The sequence below is a fragment of the Streptomyces longispororuber genome, assembly GCF_014656095.1.
Taxonomy (GTDB): domain Bacteria; phylum Actinomycetota; class Actinomycetes; order Streptomycetales; family Streptomycetaceae; genus Streptomyces; species Streptomyces longispororuber.
On sequence record NZ_BNBT01000134.1, the window covers coordinates 1 to 25525 of the forward strand.

The window sequence follows — 25525 nt, forward strand, 5'->3', positions numbered from 1 at the left end:
GCCGTCACGGCCGCCCGTGCCGGTGCCGCCGGTGGCGCCGCCCGTGGCCGTACGGGGCTTCGACCGGCGTCCCGAGCCGCGCCGGGAGCGGCCGCCGGCCCCCGCGCCCTTCTTCCCGTCCGGGCGGGCGGTCGCCGGGGGCGTCGGCTGCGGCACCTCGATGGTGACGGCCACGCCGGAGGGCTCGCGGGCACCGGTGATGGTGGCCAGCTCCTCGGCGCTCGACGTGACGCGGGCCGTCCGGGGGCGGATGCCCGCGTCCGACATGAGCCGGGTCACGTCCCGCTTCTGCTCGGGAAGCACCAGCGTGACCACCGTGCCGGAGCCGCCGGCGCGGGCCGTGCGGCCGCCGCGGTGCAGGTAGTCCTTGTGGTCGGCGGGCGGGTCGACGTTCACGACCAGGTCGAGGTCGTCGACGTGGATGCCCCGGGCCGCGACGTTCGTGGCGACCAGCGCGGTGACCTGGCCGTTCTTGAACTGCTCCAGGGTGCGGTTGCGCTGCGGCTGGGAGCGGCCGCCGTGCAGCGCCGCCGCGCGGACGCCGACGGACAGCAGCCGCTTGGCGAGCCGGTCGGCGGACCGCTTGGTGTCCAGGAAGAGGATGACGCGGCCGTCGCGGGCGGCGATGCGCGTGGTGACGGCCTTCTTGTCGGTCTCGTCCGGGACGTGCAGCAGGTGGTGCTCCATGGTGGTGACCGCCCCGGCGGACGGGTCCACCGAGTGCACCACGGGGTCGGTCAGGAACCGCTGCACCAGCCGGTCGATGTTGCGGTCCAGGGTGGCCGAGAAGAGCATGTGCTGGCCGTCGGTCCTGACCTGCTGGAGCAGCTTGGTGATCTGCGGCAGGAAGCCCATGTCGGTCATCTGGTCGGCCTCGTCGAGGACCGTGATGCCCACGTCGCCGAGGACGCAGTCCCCGCGCTCGACGAGGTCGTTGAGCCTGCCGGGGGTCGCCACCAGGACCTCGGCACCGCGCCGCAGCGTCGCCGCCTGCTTGGTGAGGGACAGCCCGCCGACCACGGTGGCCAGGCGGAGGTTCACCGCCGCCGCGTAGGGCGTCAGCGCGTCCGTCACCTGCTGGGCGAGTTCCCGGGTGGGGACGAGGACGAGCGCGAGCGGCGCCTTGGACTGCGCGCGCTGTCCGGCCGTGCGGGCCAGCAGCGCGAGGCCGAACGCGAGGGTCTTGCCGGAGCCGGTGCGGCCGCGCCCCAGCACGTCACGGCCGGCCAGCGTGTTGGGCAGCGTGGCGGCCTGGATCGGGAAGGGGGTGGTCACCCCCTGGGCGGCGAGGGCCTTCAGCAGCGCCGCGGGCATGTCGAGTGCGGCGAACTCCTCGACGGCGGGCAGTGCCGGCGTGGTGTTCTCCGGCAGCCGGAACTCGCGCGGCGCCGGGGCGGACGACGCAGCGGACGTCCGCTGCTTCGGCTTCGGCTTCTGGGACCTGCGGGACATGCGGTGTTTGCCTTCCTGGAAACGGCACAAACCGGGGTCCGCACCATGACGGTGCGGACCCCGGCGAGCAGATACGCGTCCGGTCGTCAGGCGGGGACGATGTTCTCCGCCTGCGGGCCCTTCTGGCCCTGCGTGACGTCGAAGGACACGCGCTGACCGTCGTGGAGCTCACGGAAGCCCTGCGCGGCGATGTTCGAGTAGTGGGCGAAGACGTCGGGGCCGCCGCCGTCCTGCTCGATGAAGCCGAAACCCTTTTCGGCGTTGAACCACTTCACGGTTCCCTGTGCCATGACTAACTCCTTCGGTAGGCAGAGGCCCCATCCGGAGAAGCCGGAAAAACAAAACATGCGCCTGCAGGAGAAACATTTCCCGTCAGGCGCACATAGGTTCATGGGTACCAAAACTGCAACAAGAAAAATCTTACCACGCGCGCCAGGCGCGCGTCGGGTGGACGCCGGGCGGACGTCGGGGCGCGCGTCAGACGTACGTCGGGAGCCCGGCAGGGCGCCGACCACGTCGGTCGGACGCCCCGGCCGCCGTCCGGGCCCCGCCACGGCCCGGACGGGACCGGGCGGGGCCCGGACGGGGCCCGGCGGGCCCCGGGGCGGGGCGTCTCCTCGCGGGGGGCGTACCGCCCGTCACGCGGCGCGGCGGACGATCAGGACGTGGTCGGTGACCTCGGCGGTGTCCCCGTCGGGCCCGGTCGCGGTCCGGCGGGGCGCGTCCGCCCGCTCGACCGTCCATGCCGCCGGGTCGAGGCCGAGGCCGGCGGCGACCTCGCGCGGGGGCGCGTACCGCACGTCGGGGTCCTGGTTCCACGACCACGGAGCGGTCGATCCGTGGTCGACGACCAGCAGCCGCCCGCCCGGACGCAGCGCGCGGGCGGCCCTGCCGAGCACCGCCGCCCGGTCCAGGTCCAGCGGGGTGTGCAGGTAGTGGGCGGACACGAGGTCGAAGGCGCCCTCGGGGAAGGAGGCAGCCAGGTCGTGCCGGGCGGCGGCGATCCGGTCGGCGAGGCCGTGGGCGCGGGCGAGGGCGGTGAGCCGCTCGACCGCCACGGCCGAGATGTCGACGGCGGTGACCCGCCACCCGCGGCGGGCGAGCCACAGCGCGTCGCCGCCCTCGCCGCACCCCAGGTCGAGCGCGTCGCCGACAGGGGGGTCCAGCTCCGTGACGATCTCGGTGAGGCGGGCGTTCGGCCGCGGGTCGGCGGCCGCGGTACGGGCCGCGTACACGCCGTCCCAGAACACGACCGGGTCGGTACTGCTCATCAGAGGGCTCCTTCGGTCGGGGCGTCGGTGGGTCGCAGTGTTGCTCGTCCCGACGCGCCCTGGCACGGCAGCTTGCGGGTTTGGCAAAATGCCCGGTGTGGACCGCGTGACGCAGGACGTCCTCGGCTCGGTGGGGCCCCGGCTGCGGGCGCTGCGCCGCGCGCGGCCGTACCCTCGCCGACCTCGCCGGGGTGACCGGGGTGTCCGAGAGCACCTTGTCCCGGCTGGAGAGCGGGCAGCGCAAGGCGACCCTGGAGCTGCTGCTCCCGCCGGCGCGGACCTACGGCGTGCCGCTGGGCAACCTCGTCGGCGCCCCGCGCACCGGGGACCCGCGGATCCACCCGAAGCCGATCCACCGCTTCGGGATGGTCCTCATCCCACTGTCCCGGCCGCCGGGCGGTACCCACGCGTTCAAGATGATCATCCCCGCCCGGCCGGAACCGGCGGCGCCGGACCCGCGGACCCACGAGGGCTCCGAGTGGTTGTACGTGCTCACCGGCCGCCTGCGGCTGCTGCTCGGCGAGCGCGACCTGACGCCGGCGGCCGGTGAGGCCGCGGAGTTCGACACCTCCCTGCCCCACTGGCTCGGCAGCGCCGACGGCGGCCCGGTGGAGCTCCTCGTCCTGTTCGGCCCGCAGGGGACCCGCGCGCACCTGCGCACGCCGCCCGGCCGCCGGGCGGCGTGCGGCGAAGACCGGGGCCGACCCGGCGGGGGCGTACGGGACGCCGCGCACGCTCGGCGCGGGCCGCCGGGTTTCCCTACGCTGATCACGTGACGGACGACAACAGACCGCTGGCCGTGTTCGACCTCGACAACACCCTCGCCGACACCGCGCACCGCCAGCGCTTCCTGGAGCGCAGACCGCGTGACTGGGACGCCTTCTTCGCCGCGGCGCCGCAGGACCCGCCGCTGGAGCGCGGCATCGCGCTCGCGCGGGAGAGCGCCCGGGAGTGCGAGGTCGTGTACCTGACGGGGCGGCCCGAGCGCTGCCGCGCCGACACGGAGGCCTGGCTGGCCGCGCAGCGGCTGCCCGAGGGCCGGATCTGGATGCGCCGCGACCACGACCGGCGGCCCGCGCGCCGCACCAAGCTGGAGATCCTGCGACGCCTGGCGCGCGAGCGGGAGGTACGGGTCCTCGTCGACGACGACGAGCTGGTGTGCGACGACGCCGAGCGGGCCGGGTTCACGGTGGTGCGGGCGCGCTGGGCGCGGCGGACGTCCACGGCACTGAAGGACGCGCAGGAGCGCGAGGGCCGCACCTGAACGACGCGGGCCACCCCGCGCGCACCACGGTCGCATCGGTCTCCGACAGCCCGGCAGGTTCCCAACCGCCCTCCCGAAGCTGAGGTTGAAGAACCGACTCAGGAATGGGCGACCTGCAGCTTGTAGACGCTCACCTGCCCGTAGTTGGAGCTACCGCACGGAGAGGAGTTGCCGCAGTTGGCCTGGGTGTAGGCACCGGCCTTGAAAAAGTTCCCGGACGCTGTGTGCGAGATGGTCGTCTGGAGGACGCCGTCGTAGTAGACCATGATCTTGCCGCCGCTCACGACGAACTTGCCCTCATAGACGGTGTTCAGCGCGTAGCTATTGGTTACCAGCTTGTGATGGCCGTCGTCGCCCTTAGTGATGTAGAGACTGGTGCCCTCCAGACGGAACGTCGTGACGTCGTCGTTGCCGTCGTGGATCTGAGCGCCGACGACCTGCGGCTTGTCGGCGGGGAGCTTGTTGAAAGCCTCCCGGAAGGTGAGGGTGTGAGTACCGGAGGTGGCGGGCCATGCGGCGTTCGCGGTGCCGTTACTGGTCATCTCGCGCAGCTCAGAGCGCGGGTAGCCGGATCCCGACGTGGTCACCCCGTTGACGGCGGCGCGGAACTGCACGCCGGTACAGGCGGAGTTCACTCTGAACCACGGGTCCGAGGAGAAGGTGGCCAGCGCCGGCTGCTTGATCTCGGTGGGCGACTCCTCGGCCCCCGTGGGCAGGGTTACCTTCCAGTTGGTCAGGTCGAGCTGTTGAGCGGGGTAGTCGCACGGGGCAGCCGCAGTGGCTGGGCCCGCGGTGAGGAGGGGAGCGGTCATGGCGGCCAGGGCGGAAAGCGTGGCCACGCCCGTCGTGGCGATCTTGTGAGTTCGGCTCATGTTTCCTGCTTCCCTACGGTTGCCTGTCGGATGCCTTCTTGAGCAGTCAGCAGGGGCGCGAGGGCTCGTACGCGCCACCGAAGCGCTGTCGCGTACCGCCGGTGTTGCCGACCAGATTGTTCCGTACAGTAGCCGGTGCAACTCCCCTGTCAGAAGCGGCAGTTGATGACCGCCGCTGCGCGTGGACACCGCCCTGGTAACGCGCGATGGGAGGTCGTGTTTGTACTGTTCTGCTTGGCGCCATGTGCCTCAGGGCTACACCGGTGACGCTCACTTCTGAACTGCCGCGACATCTCAACCTCGAACCAAACAATCCCGTCGGGACAAATCGCCCTCTAGGCTTGTTCTTTGTGGTTTACGGCTTATGCGTTGGTTGCGTTCAGTGATGGACTCGGCGCGATTGGTCGTATTGCTGACACCGTAACGGGTGGCCGGATGAGTGTCTGCTTGATCATTCTGAGCGTGTGTTCAAGGTCGAATCTGCGGAGGAATGCCTACCAGCGCAGGTCGACGTCCGCGCTCGTCATGCCGGTTTTGGAGGGCCATAGCCACACGGGTAGCGGGTCCTGGCCCCTGGGCAGGTGGTCGACCTGGAGGCGAGTGAGGGTGCCCGGCGAGGCGCAACTCTCCGCCGTGCTCGGGCGGTCGGCCACCCAAGGAATTGGCCAGGTGGAAACCTCGGCGACGTCATCGTCAGGGTCGGGGCGGAGAGCGTCCAGCAGCCGGCACCACGAGGTGCGTCCCGTAACCAGGGCGGCGACACACGAGTACGGCCGACCGGGAACGGACTGTTCGCTGGAGCGTCCGTTGCGCCCGTAGGCGTGGCAGAACAGGCGGCCCGCGCTGCACGGGGCGTCCGGCCGCAGCCAGTCGGTCACATCGACCGCACGGACGAGCCGCTCGTCCGCTGCCCATGGCTGCGGCAGCAGCCTGACCCGGCGCGGCGACACGCTGTTCGAGGTCAGAGGCCAAAGAACAAGCTCAGCGGATGCTGCCCGTGCGGAGCGAGCTGAACCAGCGCACCGCCCGTGCCGTTCCCTGCACGTTCGAGCCGAGGTGCCGTGACTTCTGGTGGTCGACGGCGCCGAGATCGACAACCGACACCCCGGCTCCCATCTTTTGGAAGGCCGCAGCGCAGTTGGCCGTGTTCCGGACGGTCGCTTGCTCATCACCCTGCGCCATGTAGAGCCGGATCGGCGCCTTGGGCTTCCAGTCCTTGCACACGCTGTCGGTCCCCCGCAGCCCGGCTGCGAGGCCGCCCTTGGGCCGGGTCAGCAGGTCGCGCCCGTACGGCGTCAGCAGTTCGTCCAGCGTACGGGGCAGCGCGCTGATCATCTGCGGGCCGGTGTGCATGCCGTCGAACAATTCCTCCACGGCAGGGTCGCGGAACACCTCGCTCGGGTTGTCGTACACATCGTGAACGCGGTCGAAGGCGACCAAGGTGTACGCGGCGTAGACCACGCCCCACCTCGGCTCCAGCTCACTGTCGTCCGCGAGCAGCGCCGGGATCTCCGCGCCCCCGAAGTCGTAGGCCCCGCTGACGGGGGCGAGGGCGCCGAGCCGGAAGTACCGGTCCGCGCCCGCCTGGAGGGCTCTGCCGAGCCCGAGCGCTGCCGACGCGCCCTGCGAGAAGCCGGTGGCCAGGACGTCACGGTCCAGGGTGTGTCCGGTGCGCGCTGTGAACTGGCGGGCGGCACGGAGTAGATCGAGAGAGGCCGTGGCCTCGGACGGCACGTCCATCCAGGGGTGCTTGCCCGGGCCTGTGCCCATGCCCAGGTAGTCGGGTGCGACGGTGGCGAAGCCCGCGGAGGCGTATGTGATGGAGGGGCTGGTCAGGAACACTTTTCGCTGCATCGAGGGCGCGTCGATGCGATGGACGCCGGTGCCGTGGGCGAACGAGACGGTCCGCAGACGTCCCTGGGTCCCGCGCGGGATGGTGAACAGGCCGCTGGCGGTGGTGGGTTGGCCCTTGGCGTCGATGGTGCGGTAGGTGAGTCGGTACGCGTCCACGCCGTGGCGGGCCGCGCCGGGATCGTACCCGGAGGCAGTGAGCTCGGCCGCGGAGTCCTTGGCCGATGTGAGGGTGTAGAGCAACTCGGCGGAGAGCAGGGCGCCGCGCTGGGCAGCGGCGTTGGAGGAGGGCGCGGCGGACGTCCGTGATTCGGCGCCGGCGCTGACGGCCCCCGCCCCGGCGAGGATCGTGGCGGCGACGGCAGCTGTGGTGACTCGCCAGTGGCGGTGCGGGGTTCGAGCGACGGGCACGGCATGTTCTCCCTCAACTCGGGCTGGTCCGACGTGAGGTCAGCCTTCATCGGAAGCGGTGCTGGACGCACTGGTGCACACCCCCGGGAGTGAGGGAGAGGCAGCCCCCCTGAGCACCGGTCCTGTGATGGTGAACTGGGGTCGCCCGCGGCTTGGTGACGTACTCGGCGGACACAGCGAAGGCGCAGGTGGGTCCGCCCCTTCCGCAATGCTTCTGCCGCACCCCTGTGACCCCAGCAACCCACGACTACTGCCGGGTCGATCGCACAAGACCACCCGGGGATCACGAACGGCTTCCAGGCCGGTACGGTCCGGCCCGTGCCGCTGAGGGGAGGCCCGGGGCCCCTCAGCCCCCGCAGGGCGGCCCCGCGCGGGGATGGTCCCGCGTACCCCGGCGCGCCGCTCAGGCCCCCCGTTCCGTCCGCCCGGCGGACAGGCGGGCCTCGAAGCCGTCGAGCACGGCCTGGAGGGCGAACTCGAAGGTGTGGTCGGGCGCCGCGGTGTACCGCGCGGCCGTCGGGGGGCCGAGGCGGGCGCGCAGCCGCGGGTACCGCTCGGCGGTCTCGGTGGCGCGCGCCATGGCCTCGGCCATCAGCTCCTCGGCGTGCGCTCCGTTCCTGCCGAGCTTGCGGGTCAGGGAGACGTGCGCGGCGGGGCCGAGCGCGCTGCCGAGCGCGAGGACGAAGACCGTGGCGGCCGCCCGGTCGGCGTCGGCGGGGTCGAAACCCGCCTTCTCGTACAGGGCGAGGGCGGCGTCGTCGTGGCGGGCCTTGCCGGGGCCGTGCATGAGGTGGCTGCCGAAGGCCTGGCCGAGCCACGGGTGCCGGGTGAGCATGGCGTGCAGGCCGGTGGCGTGGGCGGTGGCCGCCGACCGCCAGTCCGTGGCGTCGGGGTCGGGCTGCTCGACCTCGTCCCAGACCGCGTCACCGGCGAGCCGGACCAGCTCGTCCTTGGTCTTGATGTGCCAGTAGACGGCCGTGGGAGCCGTACCGAGCCGCCGGGCCAGGGCGCGCATGTTCAGGCCGTCCAGGCCCTCGTCGTCGAGCAGCTCGACGGCGGCCCGGACGATCCGTTCTGCGGTCAGCGTGTCACGCGGCATGGCCGCCACCTTAGCCGTGCCGCTCGCACTTAGTTCAGGTCCCCTCTTGCACTTTGTTCGAGAGTCTGCTTGCGTACCTTCCTGTACTTAGTTCAAGTCGGCGGTACGCACAGTGGAAGGAAGCGTTCATGGCACACGAGGAGCTGTCGGAGGCCGTCGCGGCACGGGCGCGGGAGCACGGCGTGCCCGGCGCCGCCGTGGGGGTGCTGCTGGACGGCAGGGAGACCTACGCCGCGCACGGCGTCACGAGCCTCGCCGCCCCGCGGCCGGTGGACGAGAGGACGCTGTTCCACGTGGCCTCGGTGTCCAAGACCTTCACCGCGACCGCCCTGGCGCGCCTGGCCGCGGAGGGCGCGGTGGACCTGGACGCGCCGGTGCGGCACCACGTCCCCGAGCTCCGGCTCGCCGACGAGCGGGCCGCGGAGCGGATCACCGTACGGAACCTGCTGAACCACACCGCGGGCCTCGACTGGAACCTCATCGACGACGGTAGGGGCGACCGCTCCCTCGCGGGCTTCGTGGCCGCGCTGCCGCGGCTCGGGATCGTCGCGCCGCCCGGCACCCGCTCGTCCTACAGCCAGGCCGGGTACAACCTCGCCGGGCGCATCGTCGAGAAGGTCACGGGGCTGCCGTTCGAGCGGGCCATGGCCGCGCTCGTCCTGGAGCCGGTGGGCCTGCCGGACACCGTGTACGGCCTGGCCGAGGTGATGGTCCGCCCGTTCGCGGTGGGCCACCACCGGGGTGAGGACGGCGCGCCGCGGCCCGCCCGGCCCTGGGGCGCGTTCCCGGAGGGCGCGCGCGGCGACAACCCCGGCGGCGGCCTCGCCTCATCGGCGAGGGACCTGCTGCGCTGGGCGCGGTTCCACCTGGGCGACGGGGAGGGCGTGCTGCCCGCCCAGGCCCTGCGCCGCATGCGGGAGCGGACGGTCGCCCTGCGCGCGAGCTCGCTCGGGGACGGCGTGGGCATCGGCTGGTACCTGCGCGCCCTCGACCGCGCCGACGGCTCGGGCGTCGTGCGCGGGGCCGGTCACGACGGTGCGGGCAACGGCCAGTCCGCCGAGCTGCTCCTCGTGCCGGAGCACGGCTTCGCCGTGGTCGCCCTGGCCAACGCGAGCCCCGGCGGGCACCCCTTCACCCGGTCCGTGGTGCGGTGGGCCCTCCGGCACCACCTCGGCGTGGTCGAGAGGACGCCCGAGCCCGTCCCGTACGACGAGCGACGGGCCCGGCAGGTCGTCGGCCGCTACGAGACCGACGCCCTGCGCCTCGACGTCGCCACCGACGGCAGCCGCCTGACCCTGGCGGTCGACATCAGGCCGGAGGTCCGCGAGGCGGCGGACGGCGGGATGCCGCCCGGCCACCCGGCCGCGGCCATCGGGTTCCTGCCCGGCGACGGCGACGAGTACCTCGTGGTCGAGGGCGGCCTGGAGGGGGAGCGCGGCGTCTTCCACCGGGACGACGCGGGGGCGGTCACGGGCGTCGACCTCGGCGGGCGGCTCTTCCCCCGGGCCGTGGCGACGCCGCGCTGAGCCCGGCGGGTGAGCGGGTACGCACGCGGTGGCGCGGGGCGTCACGCCCGGCGGGTCAGGGCCACCAGCGTGTTGTACGCCTCCTGGATCAGGTGGTTGCCGCGACCGGGCGCGCAGTTGGCGAAGGCGACGAGCGCGGCGTCGTGGCGCGGACTGAACCCGGCGAAGGCCGTACAGCCGGGGGTGCCGCCCGAGTGGTGGTAGAGGTCCGAGCCGTCGGGGCGGGACCGGATGTTCCAGATCAGGGCGAGCCGGCTGGGGCGGCGCGGCAGCCGGAGCCGGGGGCGGACGACGTCCGCAAGGGCGGCGCGCAGCGGGTCCGGCGGTGTGCGGACCGCCGTGCCCGGGTCGAGCAGCGCCTCGGTGAGCGTGAGCAGGTCGCGCGCGCTGGACCGCACGGCGCCCGCGCCGGGCAGGCCCGGGATGCCGAAGGCGGGGCGGGCGCGGCGGTGCCGGTAGCCGGTGACCTGCGCGAGGCCCGGCGGCGGGGACACCGTGGCGCTGGTGTCGCGCAGCCCCAGCGGCCGCAGGACCCGGGCCGCGAGGAGGTCGGCGTACGACAGGCCGCCCGCCGCGCCGCACAGGGCGTGCCCCAGCAGGCCGACGCCGAAGTTGGAGTAGCGCCATCCGTCGCCCGGGCGGAACCGCAGCCGGGTGCGGGACAGCGCGCGCAGCACGTCGGCGCGGGTGAAGTGGGCGTAGGGGGCGGTCAGGAGCCGGGGCCCGGCGGTGCGCCGCAGGCCCGGAGGCAGCCGGGGCAGGCCCGAGGTGTGGGTGGCCAGGTGCGTGAGGGTGATGCCCGCGCCGCCGGCGGGCAGCCGCGTGCCGGGCGGCAGGTGGCGCGCCAGGGGGTCGTCGTGGGCGACCGTGCCCCGGGCCGCCAGCTCGGCGAAAAGTAGCGCGGTGAACGTCTTGGTGAGGGACCCGGTCTCGAAGCGCGTGGCGGGGTCCACCGGCGCCCCGCCGCCGAAGGCCGTGGTGCCGCGGACGACGAACGACCGCTGCCCGCGCCGGTACAGGCCGACGGCCACGGCGCTGGCCCCCGGCGCCGCGGCCAGCAGCGCCTGTGCCGGGCCGTGCCCGTCGGGGGACGGTGCGCGCGCGGTGGCCGGGGCGGACGGCGGACCGGCCATCACGACCCCGGCTGCCACGGGGCGTCCAGCGCGCGCGTGAGCGCGGTGGTCGCGGCGACGGCGGCCACCACGGTGGGGTGGTAGTGGGCGTCGAAACGCCGGGCCGGATCGTCGTCGTCCTCGTCGTCCACGGGCTGTGCGTCGCGGGGCACGAGCCCGTCCTCGTGCTGGACGGCCGCGAGGCGCTGCCAGTCGGCGGCCTCGGTCCAGGGCTCGGGCAGGCAGGCGCCCACGATCATCAGCTCGGCCATCAGGTCCCAGTGCCCGGCCTCGGCCCAGATGTCGGTCCAGACGGGCAGCCAGTGCGTGAGGTAGGTGGCGATGTCCGCGGGCAGGCCGCCGGGCAGCCGGCCCCAGTCGGTCAGGTGGAAGGCGGTGTGGGTGACGGAGTAGCCGGTCAGCCAGTCGATGTGCCAGGGCTCGGGCGTGGCGCCGAGCCAGGTGGCCCGGGTGAGACCGTCCCAGTCGTACGCGCCCGGGCCGGTGTCGAGGCCGATGACGCGGGCCGCGTTGGCCACCGCGAGCCGGCGGTTGGGCACGTGCTCCACGGCGTGCGTGGAGCGCAGTGCCACCGTGTGCGCGATCAGCCGCTCCAACTCGGGGAAGCGGTAACCGCTGCGCGCGAAGTGGGCGTAGGTCTCGATGGCGTCGGTCGTGAGGGGGTGGCGCAGCAGCCGCTCGTACAGCAGGCTGCCGTCGCCCAGTTGGTGCCAGCAGTGCTCCAGAAGCTCACGCGCCAGGGCAAGTTCGGTGGTCCCGGCGACGCCGCCGCGCAGGACCAGGGAGGCGGCGAGCGTCAGCTCGCCGACGGTCTTGTACGCGTCCGCGTCGCGGCCGAGTTCGGCGCGGACGGAGGGGGACAGGGCCCCGTGGGCACGGTGGGTGTGCAGCCAGGTCAGGGCGCGGGATCCGATGTCGTGCGCGGTACGCGCGAAAGCGTTGCTCATACGGGCTTCAGGCTCAGCAGTCGATGGGCGATCGCGGTGTCGAGGTCCGTGCGCCCGCCCCCGCCGTGCAGGCCGATGTGGTCCGTCAGGGGCGCGGGCGCCAGGGGCAGGGGGACTCCTTCGGCGTGCAGCCAGGCCAGCCAGCGGGCGATGCGCGCGGCGGTGGGGAAGTCCCGCCGCAGCATGGCCCGGGTGGCGCCGCGCGCCAGGGCGAGGGGGCTGGACCGCGCGGCGTCGTGCACGGGCCCGTCCAGGCCGGGCAGCGCCAGCGAGGCGAGCTGCCCCATGCGTACCGACCAGGTGACCCAGCCTTCCTGGAGGCCTTCGCGGGTGGCAGCCCCGGTACCCGCCGCCTCCGCCGTGGTACGGCCACCGTCGGCCGGCCACGCCGCGCGGCGCGGCGCGGTGTCGTCGCAGCGCGCGGGGCCGGGGGGAAGCGCGGCCGCTGCCGCCGGGGCGTCGGTGGGGGTCAGGCGCGTGTACGCCGTGACCAGTCCCCAGGTCACCCAGGCCGTCACCCAGGCCGGCGCGGGCCCGGCGGGCGGCGCGGCGGGTGGGGTCCGGACGGGCGGCAGGGCACTCAGCGCCAGCTCCAGCGCGTCCCGCTCCTCGGCCGGAATGTCCTGACCGGTCAGTACATACGGGGCCAGGACGTCGGCTCCCAGGACGCGCACCGCGCCCAGGGCCACGGGACGATCGCTCTCGTCCTCCACGGCGTCGAGGTGGGCGGCGGCAACACAGGCGCCCCCGGCGCCCCGAAGGGCGTCAAGGGCGCGGCGGGCCAACTGGTCAGCCGATTCGCTGTGAGCGGTCCGTGAGCGCTCGGATGTCACCGGCGCTTCGTTTCCTTCGGCTCCTTCGGTTCCTTGGGCGAGAGCAGGAGTCCCAGTCCCAGCGCAAGCGCTCCCGATCCCTCACCGGCTCCCATGGGGATCGGCGGGTCGCTGAGCGGCGCTTCGGGCTGGGCCACCACCAGGCAGACTGCTTCTTCGTCGAGCGTGATGCCGGTGGTCTGGAGAGTCTCGGCACGCATGATGTGCTCCCTCGATCAGATGACGTTCACCAAAGCCATGGTGCCCCCCCGCAACTATCCCAAAGTAGCGCGAAAGTGGACATAATCGCAATATTTAGAGCGCGGCCCACGTGTGCTCGCCCGTGCGACCGGGCGTCCGCGCGTCCCGGGCGGCTCCAGGGGCGGAAGCGGTGGTGGAGGCCTCGCGTGATGGCGTGTCAGCAGGCGGGGGCCCGGTTTCCGGCGCCGCACGACGGGTGCTTCCGGCGTGCCGTGCGGGGTTCGTCAGGCGCGCCGGGGCCGGGAGCGGATCCGGGCGGGCAGCCCCCCCGGCGAACGTACGCGCCGCCTCCAGGTCGGCGTCGGGGCGCCCCTTCCTGATGCCGCCGAAGGGCTTGAACGGCAGCCAGGTGTCCCGCGCGCGGCAGGAGAAGGTGGCGGCCGCCTCGAAGTCCTTGTGTTCGAGGAGCTGGACGAGGGGGCGCGTGAAGGGCCGGAGCGGCGCTTCGGGGAACCCGCTGGTGGCGAACGTGAACGCCGTACGCGAAACCGAAACCCGCGAGGTCGCAGGCCAACAGCTCGGTCACCTCGGCCTCTTCGGAGGTGACGACGGGGGCATGGAGGGCTTGTCCCCTCACGTCGGCGACCTTCCGCGTGTTGCCGTGCGCCACGGACACGCACACGATCATGGCCTTCATGACGATGTTCCTCTCGTCGCGGGCGCCCATGGGACACCTCCCGGCCCGCGACCGTGACACCGCTGGGCTGTGGCCTCCGTCACGTGTTGTCTCCGGCGCCCGGCTCGGGACTTCGGGGTGCAGGACGTGGATGTTCCCGTGGTCGGACGGATGTTCCACTGGCCGGAACAGGGCGAGCTCGGCATGCAGCCTGACGCGTACGACCCGAAGCTGGACGTCGACTTCACCCTTCTGCGCGGCGACGAGCCGGCAGCCGAGGGGTTCTCGCGGGCCGCGTGAGCCCGTGTCCCGAGTCGGCGGCCGTCAGATCACCGCTCCACCTGGCCGGGCGTGACCTTCACGTCTCCGTGGGCTCCTGGTCGTTGTGTCCTTGCTCCTGCGCCCAGGTGATCGCCCATTCGTCGAGCGGACGGAGGGCGTCACGGAGCGCTGTCCCCAGCCGAGTCAGCTCGTAGCCGTCGGCCGAGGGGGCGATGATCCCGCTCGATGCGAGTTCTCGGAGCCGCTGGTAGAGGACGCTGGACGACAGCCCTTCGCACCGTGCCAGCAGCGCGCGGGCGCCGAGCGGACCCGCACGCAGTTCCCAGAGAATCCGCAGCGCCCACCGACGGCCGAACAGGTCCATCGCGGCCATGAGGGGACGGCCGGTCGTCGATCCACGAACCGGTGTTCCTGGGCGCGGTGTCGGCATGCTCCTCCTAGCCCTTGCGTTTCGTTATTCGAAACACTAGCATCCACTAGGCGTTTCTGATTTCGAAACGAACTCGACGGGAGAGCCGATGTCGCGGATAGCCCTGCTGGAGCCGCCGTACACCGACCAGGCCGGCGCACTGCTCGCGCGCATGATGCCCGGGGACGCCCCGCCGATCGGGCTGTTCCGGATGTTCGCCAGAAACATCCCCATGGCCGACGCCATGCACGGGTGGGGTCGCTACGAGTTGGGCAGACGGCTGACCCTGACCATGCGGGAACGCGAGATCGTCATCGACCGGACGTGTGCGCTGTGCGGCTGCGAGTACGAGTGGGGCGTGCACATGATGACGTTCGCCGAGCGGGTCGGACTCACCCGCGAGCAGGCGGCATCCCTGGTGCACGGCGGCTCCGCCGGCGAGTGCTGGACGTCCGAGAGGGAACGGCTGCTCATCCTCGCTGTTGATGCGCTGCACGAGCGTTCCGACATCGACGACGCGCTGTGGACACGGCTCGCGTCGGTCTTCGACGAGCTTGAGCTGCTCGATCTGCTTCTGCTGTGCGGGTGGTACCACGCCGTCAGCTTCGCCGCGCGCGCCACGCGCGTGCCGCACGAGCCCGGCGCGCCTCGCTTCGCCGACTTCCTCCCCATCACGACCAGGACCAACCGATGAGCACTGCCCGGGAGCACTCCGAGGCGCGACAGGTCGTCATGCATCGGTTGGTGGTCCTGTATGCCGATCCCGCCGACCTGGTCTGGACGTGAGGCCGTCATGCATAAGACGGTGGTCCTCTATCCCAAGCCCGTCGACCCTGACCACTTCCGCGACTACTACGTGAACAACCACCTGCCACTGGTCATGGATTGGCCCGGCCTGCTTGCGTGGCGCTACAGCTTCGACGTGGCGGCGACCAACGGAGAAGCACCGTACTTCGCGGTCTTCGAGGCCGACTTCGCTGACGCCGCCGCCCTGGCCGCGGCGCGGTCGTCGCCGCAAGGCCGGCGGCTGGCCGCCGATGTCGCCAACTACGCCACCGGCGGTGTGGTCGTCATCGACTATCCGGTGCGGGACGGCACCGGCTGAGCCGGCCGGAACGCTCCGGGACGCGTTCGGAGCGTGCCGGAGTGGCCAGGTCCCGGCTACGCCCGGTTGACCCGTACCGCGCTGAGCGAGCTGAACGACCGCCAACACACCGGTGAGCGCACATGCGACACCGTCGCGATCCGCCGCCCCGCCGGCATCGAGGTGTGGTCCAACCAGGGCCTCGACGCGCTGCGTCACCCGGCACCGGACGAGCGCGCCGCGATCGTCGCCGCGCTCGGGCTCACCGGCGGACGACCCGCATCCGACCGACGCGTCACGGATCGCCGCGCCCTGCGCAGGCGACACCCTCGGACGACCGGCCGGCGTGCTCGCTTCGGCCCGACGCAGGCCGGCGGGCATCACGACCCGGGTCAGCGGGTTGGCGGTGGTCCGCGGCTCTCACACATGAGCAGTTCTGAGAGATCACGGACTCCCGCCGGGCCGTATCCGGTTTGCCCCTGATCTTCGTTCTCATAACCTCTCGCAGAACAGCTTTCGCACAAAGCCCCTCGCGATAGCTTCTGCGACATGCCAAAGCTCGCCGAACCGGACGCCGTCGTCGAACAGTTAGGCTGCCGCACGTCTGAGGTGCCCGCCGGAAGCACCTGCCGCACCCGCGGCGGCAAGGTCGCCCCGAAGTACCACACCCCGCGCTTCACGCTCGTCCCCCAGCTCCGCGCCGCGCTCGAAGTCCGCACCCCGGCCGATCGTGGCCCCGGCCGCGCGTGGGAGATGGGCACGGCGGGCGCCCGAAGGCCGTGGCGACTGAGGGGCAGCGCCCCTCAGTCGCCACGGCTCGTTGTCCGTCCTGTCCGCGGGACCAGGCTCGCTGCCCGTCCAGACCGGCGTGCCGGGCCGGTTGCCCCCTGCGCGGTCTCCGCCGACGACGGCCCGCCCGACGGCCTCGTCCGGCCGACGGCATGAGCCGGGCGGCCTCCTGCGGTGGGCGTGCCGTTCAGCGGGCGGAGCGCCCGCACCGGCGCCCGATACGCGACTCGTACGTCACCCGGTACCTCTTCGGGCCGTGCCCGACATCTGCCGCGGAGCTCAGGCTGCTTACCGGTGAGCGAACCGCGGTCGGCGACGCCGGCGTTGACGAGGCTGCCGCCCATCCGCGGGTTGGTCTCGACGATGTCCCGGCGCTTCCGCGCCTGCCGGTACTTGGGAGGAGATGCGGATCTTCTACACCCGGGTGCTGCCCCTGCTGCGTGAGCACGAACGCGTCGTCCGGCGACACGGATGAGGGACGTACGACTCCCCGGTCCCCGTCGACGCGGTATCGCGGTGCCGCGGACGCCTCCCGCCCCCGGCAGTCACGGAAGATCCTGGACGGGGGGCCCGGTCCACCGGCAGAGTGATCACCGCGACGGGGCGAGTGCCCGTCGCCACCGGTCAACACCACAGCGGACAAGGGGAGTCGGCATGGACAGGATATGGCTGATCACGGGGGCGAACAGTGGCTTCGGGCGGGCGTTCACCGAGGCCGCGGTCGCCGCGGGGGACGTCGTGGTGGCCACCGCGCGCCGCCCCGAGGCGCTGGAGGACCTGGTCGCCGCGCACCCGGACCGGGTGGAGGCGGTGGCGCTCGACGTCACGGACCTCGCGGCGGGCCGGGCCGTCGTCGAGGACGTGGTCGCGCGCCACGGCCGGATCGACGTCCTGGTCAACAACGCGGGCCGTACCCACGTCGGCGCCACCGAGGAGACCACCGACGCCGAGCTGCGGAGCCTGTTCGACGTGCACTTCTTCGGCCCTGCGGAGCTCGTCCGCGCGGTCCTGCCGCACATGCGGGCCCGCAGGTCGGGGGCGATCGTCCAGCTCAGCAGCGTGGGCGGACAGCTCTCGTTCGCCGGGTTCTCCGCGTACAGCGCCACGAAGTTCGCCCTGGAGGGCCTGTCGGAGGCCCTGGCCGACGAGGTCCGCCCGCTCGGCATCAAGGTCCTCGTCGTGGAGCCGGGCGCCTTCCGCACCGGCCTCTTCGGCAACGCGAGCAGCAGCGGCCGGATCGAGGACGAGGACTACGAGGCCACGGTCGGCGCCACCCGCCGCATGGTGGAGGGCGGCGACGGCGAGCAGCCCGGCGACCCGGCGAAGGCCGCGGCCGCCGTGCTCGCCGCCCTGGAGGCGGAGGACACGCCGCTGCGGCTGCCGCTGGGCAGCGACGCCGTGGACGCCCTGCTCGGCCACCTCGACGCTGTGCGGACGGAGCTGGTGACCTGGGAGAAGACGGCACGGGACACCGCCTTCGAGAGCTGAGCCGCCGCGGGGGACCGGCGGGGCTCCCGGCCGACGGTACGGCCGAGGGCCCCGGCGGTCCCCGCGACGGCGGTACGCGGCCCGCTCAGTCACCCGTCCGCACATGCAGGTCGAGGCCGCTCGTCCCCGGCCGCTCCACCCCCGGCAGCAGCCGCATGTCGTGGTCGTAGTCGCCGCCGACCAGCGTCCGGAACGGGACCGGCGCGTCCGTGAAGAGGCCGTCGAGCCGGTGCGCGTACGCCTCCAGGGCCGCGGCGGACCCTTCCTCGGACAGGGCGTTGGCGCCGAACACCGCGAACGGCTCCAGCGGCCGCAGCCCGGTGAACCAGAACAGGCCGTGCTGCAGCGGGTGCAGGACGTCCGTGAGGCGCCCGTGGACGCCCCGGTCCGAGAACGACGTCGCGCGGGCGCCGACCGTCACCGACACCAGCGCGCGCCGCCCCGCCAGCGGGCCCTCGCTGTACGGCGGCGGCAGCGTGGGGCCATAGGCGAACCCGGCGGTGAAGACCCGGTCGATCCAGCCCTTGAGCAGCGCGGGCACCGAGAACCACCACAGCGGGAACTGCAGGACCACGGCGTCCGCCCAGAGCAGCTTCTCCTGCTCGGCCGCGATGTCCGGCGCCAGCCGGCCCGCCAGCGTGGCCCGCTCGGAGACGTCCATGACGCGCAGCCGCTCGCCGGGGCCGTGGTCCGGGAAGTCGTCGGCGTCCACCGTCGCCTTCCACTTCATCGCGTACAGGTCGGACTCCCGCACCTCGTGGCCCGCGGTCCGCAGGTGCTCGACCGCGAAGGAGGTGAGGGAGGCGTTCAGGGAGCGGCGCTCGGGGTGGGCGCTGACGACGAGGATCTTCTTCGGCTGCGGGGTGGTCGCGTTCATGCGCCCACGCTCTCCCGGACGGCCCCGGGCAGCCAGCACCCTGTGCGACCGGCGGACCGCCGGTCCTGGTACTGCCAGGGCCACCCATACTGGAACCCATACTGGAACGCATGAACGGCGTGGATCACATGGAGCGCACCCCTGAACGTGGCGGGGACGGGGGCGGAGGCGCGCTTGTCGAGGGAGTGGGGGACACCCAGCGGGCGCTCGGCGACTTTTTGCGCGCCCGCCGGGGGCGCGTCACGCCGGAGCACGCCGGCATCACCGGCGGCCGCCGACGGCGCGTGCGCGGGCTGCGCCGCGAGGAGCTGGCCCAGCTCGCCGGCATCAGCGTCGACTACTACGTCCGTCTCGAACAGGGCCGCGCCACCCGGCCGTCCGCGGAGGTGCTCGACGCGCTCGCCCGCGCCCTCGGCCTCGACGCCGCCGAGCGCGCCCACCTCGTCACCCTGGCCGACGTGCGGCGCGGCCCCGTGCCCGGACTGCCGGTCAGTCCGCTGCTGCGGCGGATGCTCGACTCCCTGACCGGCTTCCCCGCCTTCGCCACCAACCCCCGCGTGGACGTGGTCGCCTGGAACGCGCTGGGCGCCGAACTCCTCGGCGGCCTCGGCGAGCCCGGCCGCCGCGACCCGAACAACGCGAGGTTCCTCTTCCTCGACCCCGCCTCGCGCGACGTCTTCCCCGACTGGGAGCCGCGCGCGGCCGAGGCCGTCGGCCAGCTCCGCGTGGCCGCGGGACGCCACCCCGACGACACGGAGCTGGCCGCGCTGATCGGTGAACTCGCGGGCCGCAGCACGGAGTTCCGGCGCATCTGGGACAGCGGCGAGGTCGTCATGTGCGAGGCGGGCCGCAAACGGCTGCGGCACCCGGTGGCCGGACTGCTCACGCTGGACTTCGAGACGCTGCACGTACCGGCGGCGCCGGGAGAGACGGGCCTGGTGGTCCACGTGTTCAGCGCGCCGGAGGGCAGCGGGGAGGCCCGGGCGCTGGCGCGGCTCGCGGAGACCGTGAGCTCAGGGCGGTGAGTTCGGCGGGGCCCCGACGGGCTCGTGACGGGGCCGGGGCCCTGACGGGGCCGGGGCCCTGACGGGGCCGGGGGCGCGGGGCCGGAGCCGAGGCGGCGCGGCCCCCGTACACCGACCGGTCCCCGGGGCGGAGCGCGCCGCGCGGTGAGCGGGACCACCCTGCGGACACGCGACACGCGACACGCAACACGCAACACACAACACGCAACACGCAACACGCGACACCCGGCCCACCGCCCGGCAACCGGAACCGCCCCGTGGCGCGGCGCGCTGCGCCCCACGGCCCGGGACTCGTCCCCGATCGGGTGAGGGTGCGGGCCGCCGGTGGCGGGCTCCGGTATCCCTGGCCACGGCATTCCCCACCCCGGCCCCCCACCCCGAAAGGCCAGCCATGCGCGTCCGTCCCGCCCTCGGTGCCGCCGCGAGCGCCCTGCTCGTCGCGGGCCTCGCCGCCGCGGCCCCCGCCCACGCGAGCCTCGCCGACGACCTGACCGTGAACGGCACCGGCACGGTCGCCACCGACGGCACCATCACGCTCTCCGGCACCTACCGCTGCGGGCCCACCTCCGCCCCCGGCCTGGTCTTCGTCAGCAGCAGCCTCGCCCAGAACAACGTGACGATCAGCATCGGCGGCGGCACGCGTGCCGTCTGCGACGGCCGGGTCCACGCGTGGACCCACTCCGGCCGTGTCACCGGCTCCGTCTACCGGCCCGGCCCCGCCACCGTGCGGGCCCACCTCATGAGGCTGAACAGCAGCAGCGGTCTGCCGATCCCGCAGCCGCTCGCCTCCGAGGAGGCGCGCATCGTCCTCCAACGCCCCGCCGGGGACGGCTCGGCCGTGCCGCGCACGCTCTCCCGCGAGGAGGTGCGGGACCGGCGCGGCTAGGCGATCGCCACCGGGGCGCCCACGAGCCGGTCCGCCAGGTACCGCTGGAACTGCCACAGCGGGCACTCCAGGTGCGAGAACCGCCCCCCGGACGGGGCCGGTCCGGTCGCCAGGCCGCGCTGCACGCCCCGTACGGCCACCAGGTCCTCGCCCTGGATGAGCTCCAGTTGCCGGCGCGAGGCCGCCACGTACGCCTCGTACCCGGGCTGCTCCTGGGCGGCGGCCGGGACGAGCACGGTGGCCAGCGCGTCGTGGGTGGTCGGCCCGGTGGGCACCCAGCGCAGGAGCGTGACGCTGTCCGGGACGAGGGCGAGGGCCAGGTTCGGGAACAGGCCCGCGACCCGCAGGCCGGAGAGCTCGCGCTCGCCGAGGCCGGGGATCAGGGCGCCGACCGGCGGCACGCCGTCCTCGTCCGGCGCCGTCGGCAGGTCGGCGGCGAAGGGCGTGAACATGCTGTAGCCGCGCGGGTCGCACTCCTCGATGACCGTGTCCTTGCCGGGCACCACCCGCTCCAGGCTGTTCGCGTGGGTCCCCATGTGGTGGTAGTTCTCCGAGCCGTTCTCGAACGCCACCTTCCAGTTCGCCGGGACGTTCTCCCACGTCGCCGTGTACGCGACGACGAGATCCGCCAGACGGTACGGCGCGAGGACGGCGTCGAGCCGCCCGAGCTGCGGGCCGAGCGGGGGCGCGGACGGGTTGGCGTTGACCATGAGCAGCCCGTTCCACACCTCGAGCCGGTAGCGGGGCAGCCGGCACGCGGCCCGGTCGAAGTCGACCTTGTTCATCAGCGGCGCCCCGGCCAACTGGCCGACGTACTCGCCGTTCAGCCGGTAGGTCCACGTGTGGTACGGGCACGTGAGGCGCTTCAGGGAGCCCTGCTCCGGCGTGGTCTCGGGCGGCAGCACGTCCATGAAGCGGTGGCGGCACACGCGCGACAGGGCGTGCAGGTCGCCGTGCTCGTCCCGCGTGACGACCAGGGGCTCGCCCAGGACGTCCGTACGCAGGTAGTCGCCGGGCCGGGCGACCTGGCTGACGTGGCCGACGCACAGCCAGTCGGCACGGAACACGCGCTCCTGTTCGAGCTGGTGGAAGCGCTCGCAGGTGTAGGCCCGCGCCGGGAGGGTCTCGCCGCGCTCCAGGGGGAGCGCGGAGACGCGGGCGAGTTCGTCGAGGAGGGAGTGGAGGCCGTCGTGCAGCATGGTGTCACCGCCTGGTCCGAAGGGTTGCTTCCATGCTCCGGCGGCGGACGCGGCGGTGGATCGACGCCGGGGACGACATAGGGGTACATCCTTCGAATGAGCGGACTTACGTGATCTGGGACCTGGTGCCCAGCGCTCACTCCGCCGACGGCACGCGCCGACGGCGCGGGTACGGTGCCTCCCTCTCCCGCCGCGCCCCGGCCCCCGAAGGTCCGCGGCTTCCCGCACGTCCGCGGCCTCCGCACGTTCCCGGCCTCGGGCCGCGCCCCCCGCCGAGGCCCCCGGGGCCGCGCCGTCAGGCCCTTCGCGCCCCGGTCCGCGCCTCCGCCGAGGTCACGCCCGGCGTCCGCCGAGGTCACGCCCTCCTGCGGCGTACGACGACCGTGCCCACGAGCAGCGCCGCGCCCGCGCCCGCCGCGGCGCCGACCGCCAGGCCGGTGCCGAAGCCGAGGCCCTGGTCATCGTCCGCCGCGGCCTCACCCGGCGCGGTGACCTTCACGTCGGCGCGCAGGGTGATCGAGGGGTAGTCGCACACGTACTCCCGGTCCTCCTCTGTCACGCAGTCCGCGTCCTTGTGGCGCAGCGTGAACGTCACCGGGTACGTGCCGGGCCTGATGCCGTCCTTGATCCGGCCCGCGCCCACCCAGGCCCGCCCGGTGTCACCGAGCGCCGTGCCGGCGGTCAGCGCCGGGCTGGAGACGTCCACCGCCGTCGGCCGCGGGTTCCCGGGCCGCTCCTTGACGGTGAGGTCCACGAGCTGCCCGGGACCGGCCGGGCCGCCGACGGACGCGTACCCGCGCCCCGGGAACGGCAGCCGCTCGGCGTGCGCCGTGCCCGCCTGGCCGAGGAGCAGCACCGGCGTGGCAATTGCGGCAACTCCCCACCGTACGGACGAGTGCCTGAAGTCGATCATTTTGCCATCCCTTGGTCCGTACCGGTCATACGATCATGGCTGACCTTGACGCATTCACGCCACAAGGCGTGACTCGCGTCTCATGTGAGTGGGGGATTCGACCATGCACGTCCATAGAGCGCTGGCCGCCGCGGCGGGGGCCGCGGCCCTGATCCTGCTGCCGGGTCTGCCGGCGTACGCGGATCCCGGCGGCCAGGGGCCGTCGGGGACGACCGCGTCGAGCGGCGCGGCGGAGCGGTCCGCGGCCGGTACGGCCACGCGCCCCTCGGGCAGGGCCACCGCCCCGTCGGACGAGGCCACACCGGAGCGGAAGGCCCCGCGCAAGAAGGCGTCGGGCGACAAGGCCTCGGGCAAGAAGGCGCCGGGCGGGAAGGCGCCGCGCGAGGCCGCGCCGACCACCGTCCCGCCGACTCCCGTTCCCGCCCACGGGGATGAGGACGCGCGCGGCTTCACGCCGGCCGACGCCGACGCGTACTGGACCCCGGCGCGCATGCGGGCCGCGGAGCCCGTCGAGGAGGACCTGCGCGGCGAGCCCGCGGCCCCGGTCCGGACGCGCGCGGCCAGCCGCCCGTTCGAGGGGCTGCCGATCGTCGGCACCTTCTTCTGGAACGACGGCACCGACACGGGCCGCTTCTGCGGCGGCACGGTCGTCCAGAGCCCCGGCAAGAACCTCGTGATGAGCGCCGGGCACTGCTTCGACGACCAGGACGCCCGCAAGAACCTCGCCTTCGTCCCGCAGTACGACGACGGCAAGAAGCCGCACGGCGCGTTCACCGTCAAGCCGGGCCGTATCTACGTCGACAAGCGCTACCTGTCCAAGGGCCCGGACGCCGCGGCCGACCTGGACTTCAACTTCCTCCAGCTCGAACCGCGCGGCGGCAAGAACGTCGAGGACGTCGTCGGCGGCGCGGAACTGATGATCAACGCGGGCTACGAGCACGACCCCGTCCGGCTGATCGGCTATCCGGCCAACCAGAAGCGCCCGCTGGACTGCACGGACAAGACGGTCCGCTACAACAGCACCGACCCCAAGATCCCGGGCAGCTTCCTGCGGATCGCCTGCGACAAGTACTCGGGCGGCGCCTCCGGCGGCCCGTTCCTCGTCAAGCGCGGCAGCGGCTGGGGCCTCATCGGTGTCATCGGCGGCTGGAAGACCGGCGGCGACAAGGACGACATCTCCTACAGCTCGTACCTCGACGGCGACGCCAAGGCGCTGTACGACGACGCGGTCAACAACCGGCCGCCCGCCGGGCGCGGCGTGCTCGGCAAGGCCTCCACCTGGCAGCACGCCGAAGTCATGGCCGGTGGTTACTTCACCGACGGCAACCCGGGGGAGTGGGACTACTCCGACCTGGTCGTGCGGTGGTCCGACGGCGAGGTGACCCTCTACCGGGGCGCCGGCGAGGAGGGCGACAACTTCGACAAGGAGATCCGCCTCACCGGGCCCAACGGCACCTGGAAGCACGCCGCCACCATGGCGGCGGGTGACTTCACCGGCGCCGACCGGGACGACCTCATCGTCCGCTGGACGGACGGCGAGCTGACGCTGTACCCCGACGTCGACGAGAAGGGCTTCCACGGCGAGGTCCAGCTCCAGAAGCCCAACGACCTCTGGAAGCACGCGACATCGATCACCGGCGGCCGCTACACCACCTCCAACAAGTGGACCGACGACCTGATGGTGCGCTGGTCCGACGGCGAGGTCACCCTGTACACGGACGTCAACCGGGACGGCTTCCACGGCGAGAAGAAGCTCGCCGCGCCGAACGGCACCTGGACGCATGCCTCGACGATCACCTCGGGCGACTTCACGGGCAACGACCAGTACGACCTGATGGTGCGCTGGACCGACGGCGAGCTGACGCTCTACAAGGACATCGACCAGGGCGGGTTCCACGGCGAGGTCCAGGTCAAGAAGCCCAACCGGCTCTGGACGCACGCCACCGTCCTGGGCGCGGGTGACTACACCGAGAACCGCCACCCGGACGACTTCCTCGTCCGCTGGTCCGACGGCGAGGTCTCGATGTACCCGGACGCCGACGAGACCGGTCTGAACCGGGAGATCACGCTGGTGTACCCGCCCGCGTGACGCGGCACGGCACCCGCCGGGCCTGAACGGGCGACGACGGAAGGGCTCTTCCCCGCGGCGGGGAAGAGCCCTTCTCCGGTCCGACGGGCACCGCACGCGCGGCCCGTGCGCCCGTGGCCGCGTCGTCGGAGGCCGTGCCGTCGGAGACCGCTCGTCGGAGGGCGCCTCGTCAGGGGCGCAGCCACAGGGCGGGGTCCGGGTGGTCGGTGAATCCGAGGTCGCGGTAGAGCGGTTCGCCCTCGCGCGAGGCGTGCAGGTCGACGCGGGCGGCCTCCCGCTCACGGAACCAGTCCAGGAGCCCGTTCAGGATCGCCCTGCTGTGTCCGCGCCGCCGGTAGGCGGGGTCGGTGACCACGCCGAGGACGTGTCCGACGCGGCCGTTGCGCAGGTGCGGGCCCGGCAGCCACTGCTCGATGGTGCCGAAGCCGCAGGCGGCGAGGCAGTCGTCGCCGTCCACCACGAGGATGCGTATGTTCTCGGACCGCACCTGGTCCTTGAGGACGAGCGCGAGCTCGTGCCGCCACCCCTGGTCCGTCGACGCGGGGTTGAAGAACTCCCCGCCGAGGTCCTCGAAGAGCAGCGCCCGCAGGCGCACGAGCTCCGCGACGTCGTTCTCCACGGCCTGACGTATAGAAGACATGTAAGTACCCTAATGCCTTTCTGAGTATTACCACAAGGGGTGTGGGGGGGGCGTGTGGGGCGCTCGGGGTGGCGGTGCCGCCACCCTCGGGCGGGGGGCGGGCCGGATGGTTCCGGCCGGGTGGGCGACCTAGCGTCGTCCCTGCCAGGAACCCGCCACGACACAGGAGTTGAGCGCCATGCGACGGCAACCCGGAACCACGTGCCCTCTCGCCCGCCCCGGCCGAGCGGGTCGGGTGCGGCGCCCCCGAGGCCCGTCGCGTCGGGGCGGCGGCACCGCGCGCACCGTGCTCCAGGTGGCGGCGGCCGCCCTCGCGGCGACGCTGCCGT

Annotated in this window: 25 protein-coding genes and 2 pseudogenes; 11 read left to right on the plus strand and 16 right to left on the minus strand. The window is 73.2% G+C overall.

Features of this window, described 5'->3' with window-relative positions:
* The 3 genes from IE330_RS29895 to IE330_RS29905 form a co-directional block, all read right to left on the minus strand.
* On the minus strand, positions 1-1452 hold a 1452-nt coding region (locus IE330_RS29895), incomplete at its 3' end, for a DEAD/DEAH box helicase (protein ID WP_190139284.1).
* 86 nt (positions 1453-1538) lie between these two features.
* Positions 1539-1742: a cold-shock protein gene (locus IE330_RS29900; protein WP_190139285.1), complete on the minus strand. Its 204-nt coding sequence runs from the start codon at positions 1740-1742 to the stop codon at positions 1539-1541.
* A gap of 348 nt (positions 1743-2090) precedes the next feature.
* Positions 2091-2723: an SAM-dependent methyltransferase gene (locus IE330_RS29905; protein ID WP_190139286.1), complete on the minus strand. Its 633-nt coding sequence runs from the start codon at positions 2721-2723 to the stop codon at positions 2091-2093.
* An 88-nt stretch (positions 2724-2811) separates the two neighbouring features.
* Here IE330_RS29905 and IE330_RS29910 point away from each other — a divergent pair.
* A pseudogene (locus IE330_RS29910) lies at positions 2812-3499 on the plus strand (helix-turn-helix domain-containing protein).
* Entirely contained in the window at positions 3496-3987 is a 492-nt protein-coding gene (locus tag IE330_RS29915; protein WP_190139287.1) for a phosphatase domain-containing protein, read from the plus strand. The pseudogene IE330_RS29910 and the gene IE330_RS29915 overlap by 4 nt, the downstream one beginning before the upstream one ends.
* Positions 3988-4085: 98 nt before the next feature.
* On the opposite strand, the gene IE330_RS29920 is transcribed toward IE330_RS29915, so the two are convergent.
* From IE330_RS29920 to IE330_RS29930, 4 genes and pseudogenes are all read right to left on the minus strand, one after another.
* The gene (locus IE330_RS29920) at positions 4086-4859 is read right to left on the minus strand and encodes a polysaccharide lyase family 7 protein (protein ID WP_190139288.1); all 774 of its coding nucleotides are present in this window, start codon (positions 4857-4859) and stop codon (positions 4086-4088) included.
* Positions 4860-5356: 497 nt separating this feature from the next.
* Positions 5357-5800: pseudogene (locus tag IE330_RS39300) on the minus strand (transposase); the annotation flags it as partial.
* A 40-nt stretch (positions 5801-5840) separates the two neighbouring features.
* Positions 5841-7121, minus strand: coding sequence for an alpha/beta hydrolase family protein (locus tag IE330_RS29925; protein ID WP_229926023.1), 1281 nt, complete (start codon positions 7119-7121; stop codon positions 5841-5843).
* 403 nt (positions 7122-7524) lie between these two features.
* Positions 7525-8220, minus strand: coding sequence for a TetR/AcrR family transcriptional regulator (locus tag IE330_RS29930; RefSeq protein WP_190139289.1), 696 nt, complete (start codon positions 8218-8220; stop codon positions 7525-7527).
* A 128-nt stretch (positions 8221-8348) separates the two neighbouring features.
* On the opposite strand from IE330_RS29930, the gene IE330_RS29935 reads away from it, so the two are divergent.
* Entirely contained in the window at positions 8349-9746 is a 1398-nt protein-coding gene (locus IE330_RS29935; protein ID WP_190139290.1) for a serine hydrolase domain-containing protein, read from the plus strand.
* A 41-nt stretch (positions 9747-9787) separates the two neighbouring features.
* Here the strand turns inward: IE330_RS29935 and IE330_RS29940 are convergent, their stop codons facing one another.
* From IE330_RS29940 to IE330_RS29955, 4 genes are all read right to left on the minus strand, one after another.
* Positions 9788-10897, minus strand: coding sequence for a serine hydrolase domain-containing protein (locus IE330_RS29940; RefSeq protein WP_229926024.1), 1110 nt, complete (start codon positions 10895-10897; stop codon positions 9788-9790).
* A complete protein-coding gene (locus IE330_RS29945) occupies positions 10879-11826 on the minus strand; it encodes a DUF6895 family protein (protein ID WP_190139291.1) in 948 nt (315 codons plus the stop codon). The genes IE330_RS29940 and IE330_RS29945 overlap by 19 nt, the downstream gene beginning before the upstream one ends.
* The gene (locus IE330_RS29950) at positions 11823-12539 is read right to left on the minus strand and encodes a hypothetical protein (RefSeq protein ID WP_229926025.1); all 717 of its coding nucleotides are present in this window, start codon (positions 12537-12539) and stop codon (positions 11823-11825) included. The genes IE330_RS29945 and IE330_RS29950 overlap by 4 nt, the downstream gene beginning before the upstream one ends.
* Positions 12540-12655: 116 nt before the next feature.
* Complete coding sequence (locus IE330_RS29955) at positions 12656-12859, minus strand: hypothetical protein (protein ID WP_190139293.1); 204 nt, start codon at positions 12857-12859, stop codon at positions 12656-12658.
* 803 nt (positions 12860-13662) lie between these two features.
* Here IE330_RS29955 and IE330_RS29960 point away from each other — a divergent pair.
* Entirely contained in the window at positions 13663-13815 is a 153-nt protein-coding gene (locus IE330_RS29960) for a hypothetical protein (RefSeq protein WP_190139294.1), read from the plus strand.
* Between the two features lie 58 nt (positions 13816-13873).
* On the opposite strand, the gene IE330_RS29965 is transcribed toward IE330_RS29960, so the two are convergent.
* Complete coding sequence (locus tag IE330_RS29965) at positions 13874-14170, minus strand: winged helix-turn-helix transcriptional regulator (protein ID WP_190139295.1); 297 nt, start codon at positions 14168-14170, stop codon at positions 13874-13876.
* A gap of 145 nt (positions 14171-14315) precedes the next feature.
* On the opposite strand from IE330_RS29965, the gene IE330_RS29970 reads away from it, so the two are divergent.
* From IE330_RS29970 to IE330_RS29980, 4 genes are all read left to right on the plus strand, one after another.
* The gene (locus tag IE330_RS29970) at positions 14316-14900 is read left to right on the plus strand and encodes a carboxymuconolactone decarboxylase family protein (RefSeq protein ID WP_190139296.1); all 585 of its coding nucleotides are present in this window, start codon (positions 14316-14318) and stop codon (positions 14898-14900) included.
* A gap of 99 nt (positions 14901-14999) precedes the next feature.
* The gene (locus tag IE330_RS29975) at positions 15000-15311 is read left to right on the plus strand and encodes an EthD family reductase (protein ID WP_190139297.1); all 312 of its coding nucleotides are present in this window, start codon (positions 15000-15002) and stop codon (positions 15309-15311) included.
* A gap of 528 nt (positions 15312-15839) precedes the next feature.
* Positions 15840-16235 carry a zinc finger domain-containing protein gene (locus IE330_RS40170; RefSeq protein ID WP_444546238.1) on the plus strand — a complete coding sequence of 132 codons (396 nt, stop codon included), beginning with the start codon at positions 15840-15842 and terminating at the stop codon, positions 16233-16235.
* Positions 16236-16733: 498 nt separating this feature from the next.
* The gene (locus IE330_RS29980) at positions 16734-17567 is read left to right on the plus strand and encodes an oxidoreductase (RefSeq protein WP_190139298.1); all 834 of its coding nucleotides are present in this window, start codon (positions 16734-16736) and stop codon (positions 17565-17567) included.
* Positions 17568-17652: 85 nt separating this feature from the next.
* On the opposite strand, the gene IE330_RS29985 is transcribed toward IE330_RS29980, so the two are convergent.
* Positions 17653-18444 (minus strand): NAD(P)H-dependent oxidoreductase, encoded by a 792-nt coding sequence (locus IE330_RS29985; RefSeq protein WP_190139299.1) that lies wholly within the window; start codon positions 18442-18444, stop codon positions 17653-17655.
* Between the two features lie 110 nt (positions 18445-18554).
* Between IE330_RS29985 and IE330_RS29990 the strand changes: the two genes are divergently transcribed.
* The gene (locus IE330_RS29990; RefSeq protein ID WP_229926026.1) at positions 18555-19469 is read left to right on the plus strand and encodes a helix-turn-helix transcriptional regulator; all 915 of its coding nucleotides are present in this window, start codon (positions 18555-18557) and stop codon (positions 19467-19469) included.
* A 391-nt stretch (positions 19470-19860) separates the two neighbouring features.
* Positions 19861-20355, plus strand: coding sequence for a DUF6299 family protein (locus IE330_RS29995; RefSeq protein ID WP_229926027.1), 495 nt, complete (start codon positions 19861-19863; stop codon positions 20353-20355).
* Here the strand turns inward: IE330_RS29995 and IE330_RS30000 are convergent.
* Positions 20352-21554, minus strand: a complete 1203-nt coding sequence (locus tag IE330_RS30000; protein WP_190139300.1) for an aromatic ring-hydroxylating oxygenase subunit alpha — start codon at positions 21552-21554, stop codon at positions 20352-20354. The genes IE330_RS29995 and IE330_RS30000 overlap by 4 nt on opposite strands.
* A gap of 355 nt (positions 21555-21909) precedes the next feature.
* Positions 21910-22467, minus strand: coding sequence for a hypothetical protein (locus IE330_RS30005; RefSeq protein ID WP_190139301.1), 558 nt, complete (start codon positions 22465-22467; stop codon positions 21910-21912).
* A 103-nt stretch (positions 22468-22570) separates the two neighbouring features.
* Here IE330_RS30005 and IE330_RS30010 point away from each other — a divergent pair, with 103 nt between their 5' ends.
* The gene (locus IE330_RS30010) at positions 22571-24556 is read left to right on the plus strand and encodes a trypsin-like serine peptidase (RefSeq protein ID WP_190139302.1); all 1986 of its coding nucleotides are present in this window, start codon (positions 22571-22573) and stop codon (positions 24554-24556) included.
* 169 nt (positions 24557-24725) lie between these two features.
* Here the strand turns inward: IE330_RS30010 and IE330_RS30015 are convergent, their stop codons facing one another.
* A complete protein-coding gene (locus IE330_RS30015) occupies positions 24726-25196 on the minus strand; it encodes a GNAT family N-acetyltransferase (protein ID WP_190139303.1) in 471 nt (156 codons plus the stop codon).
* Positions 25197-25525: the final 329 nt, after the last annotated feature.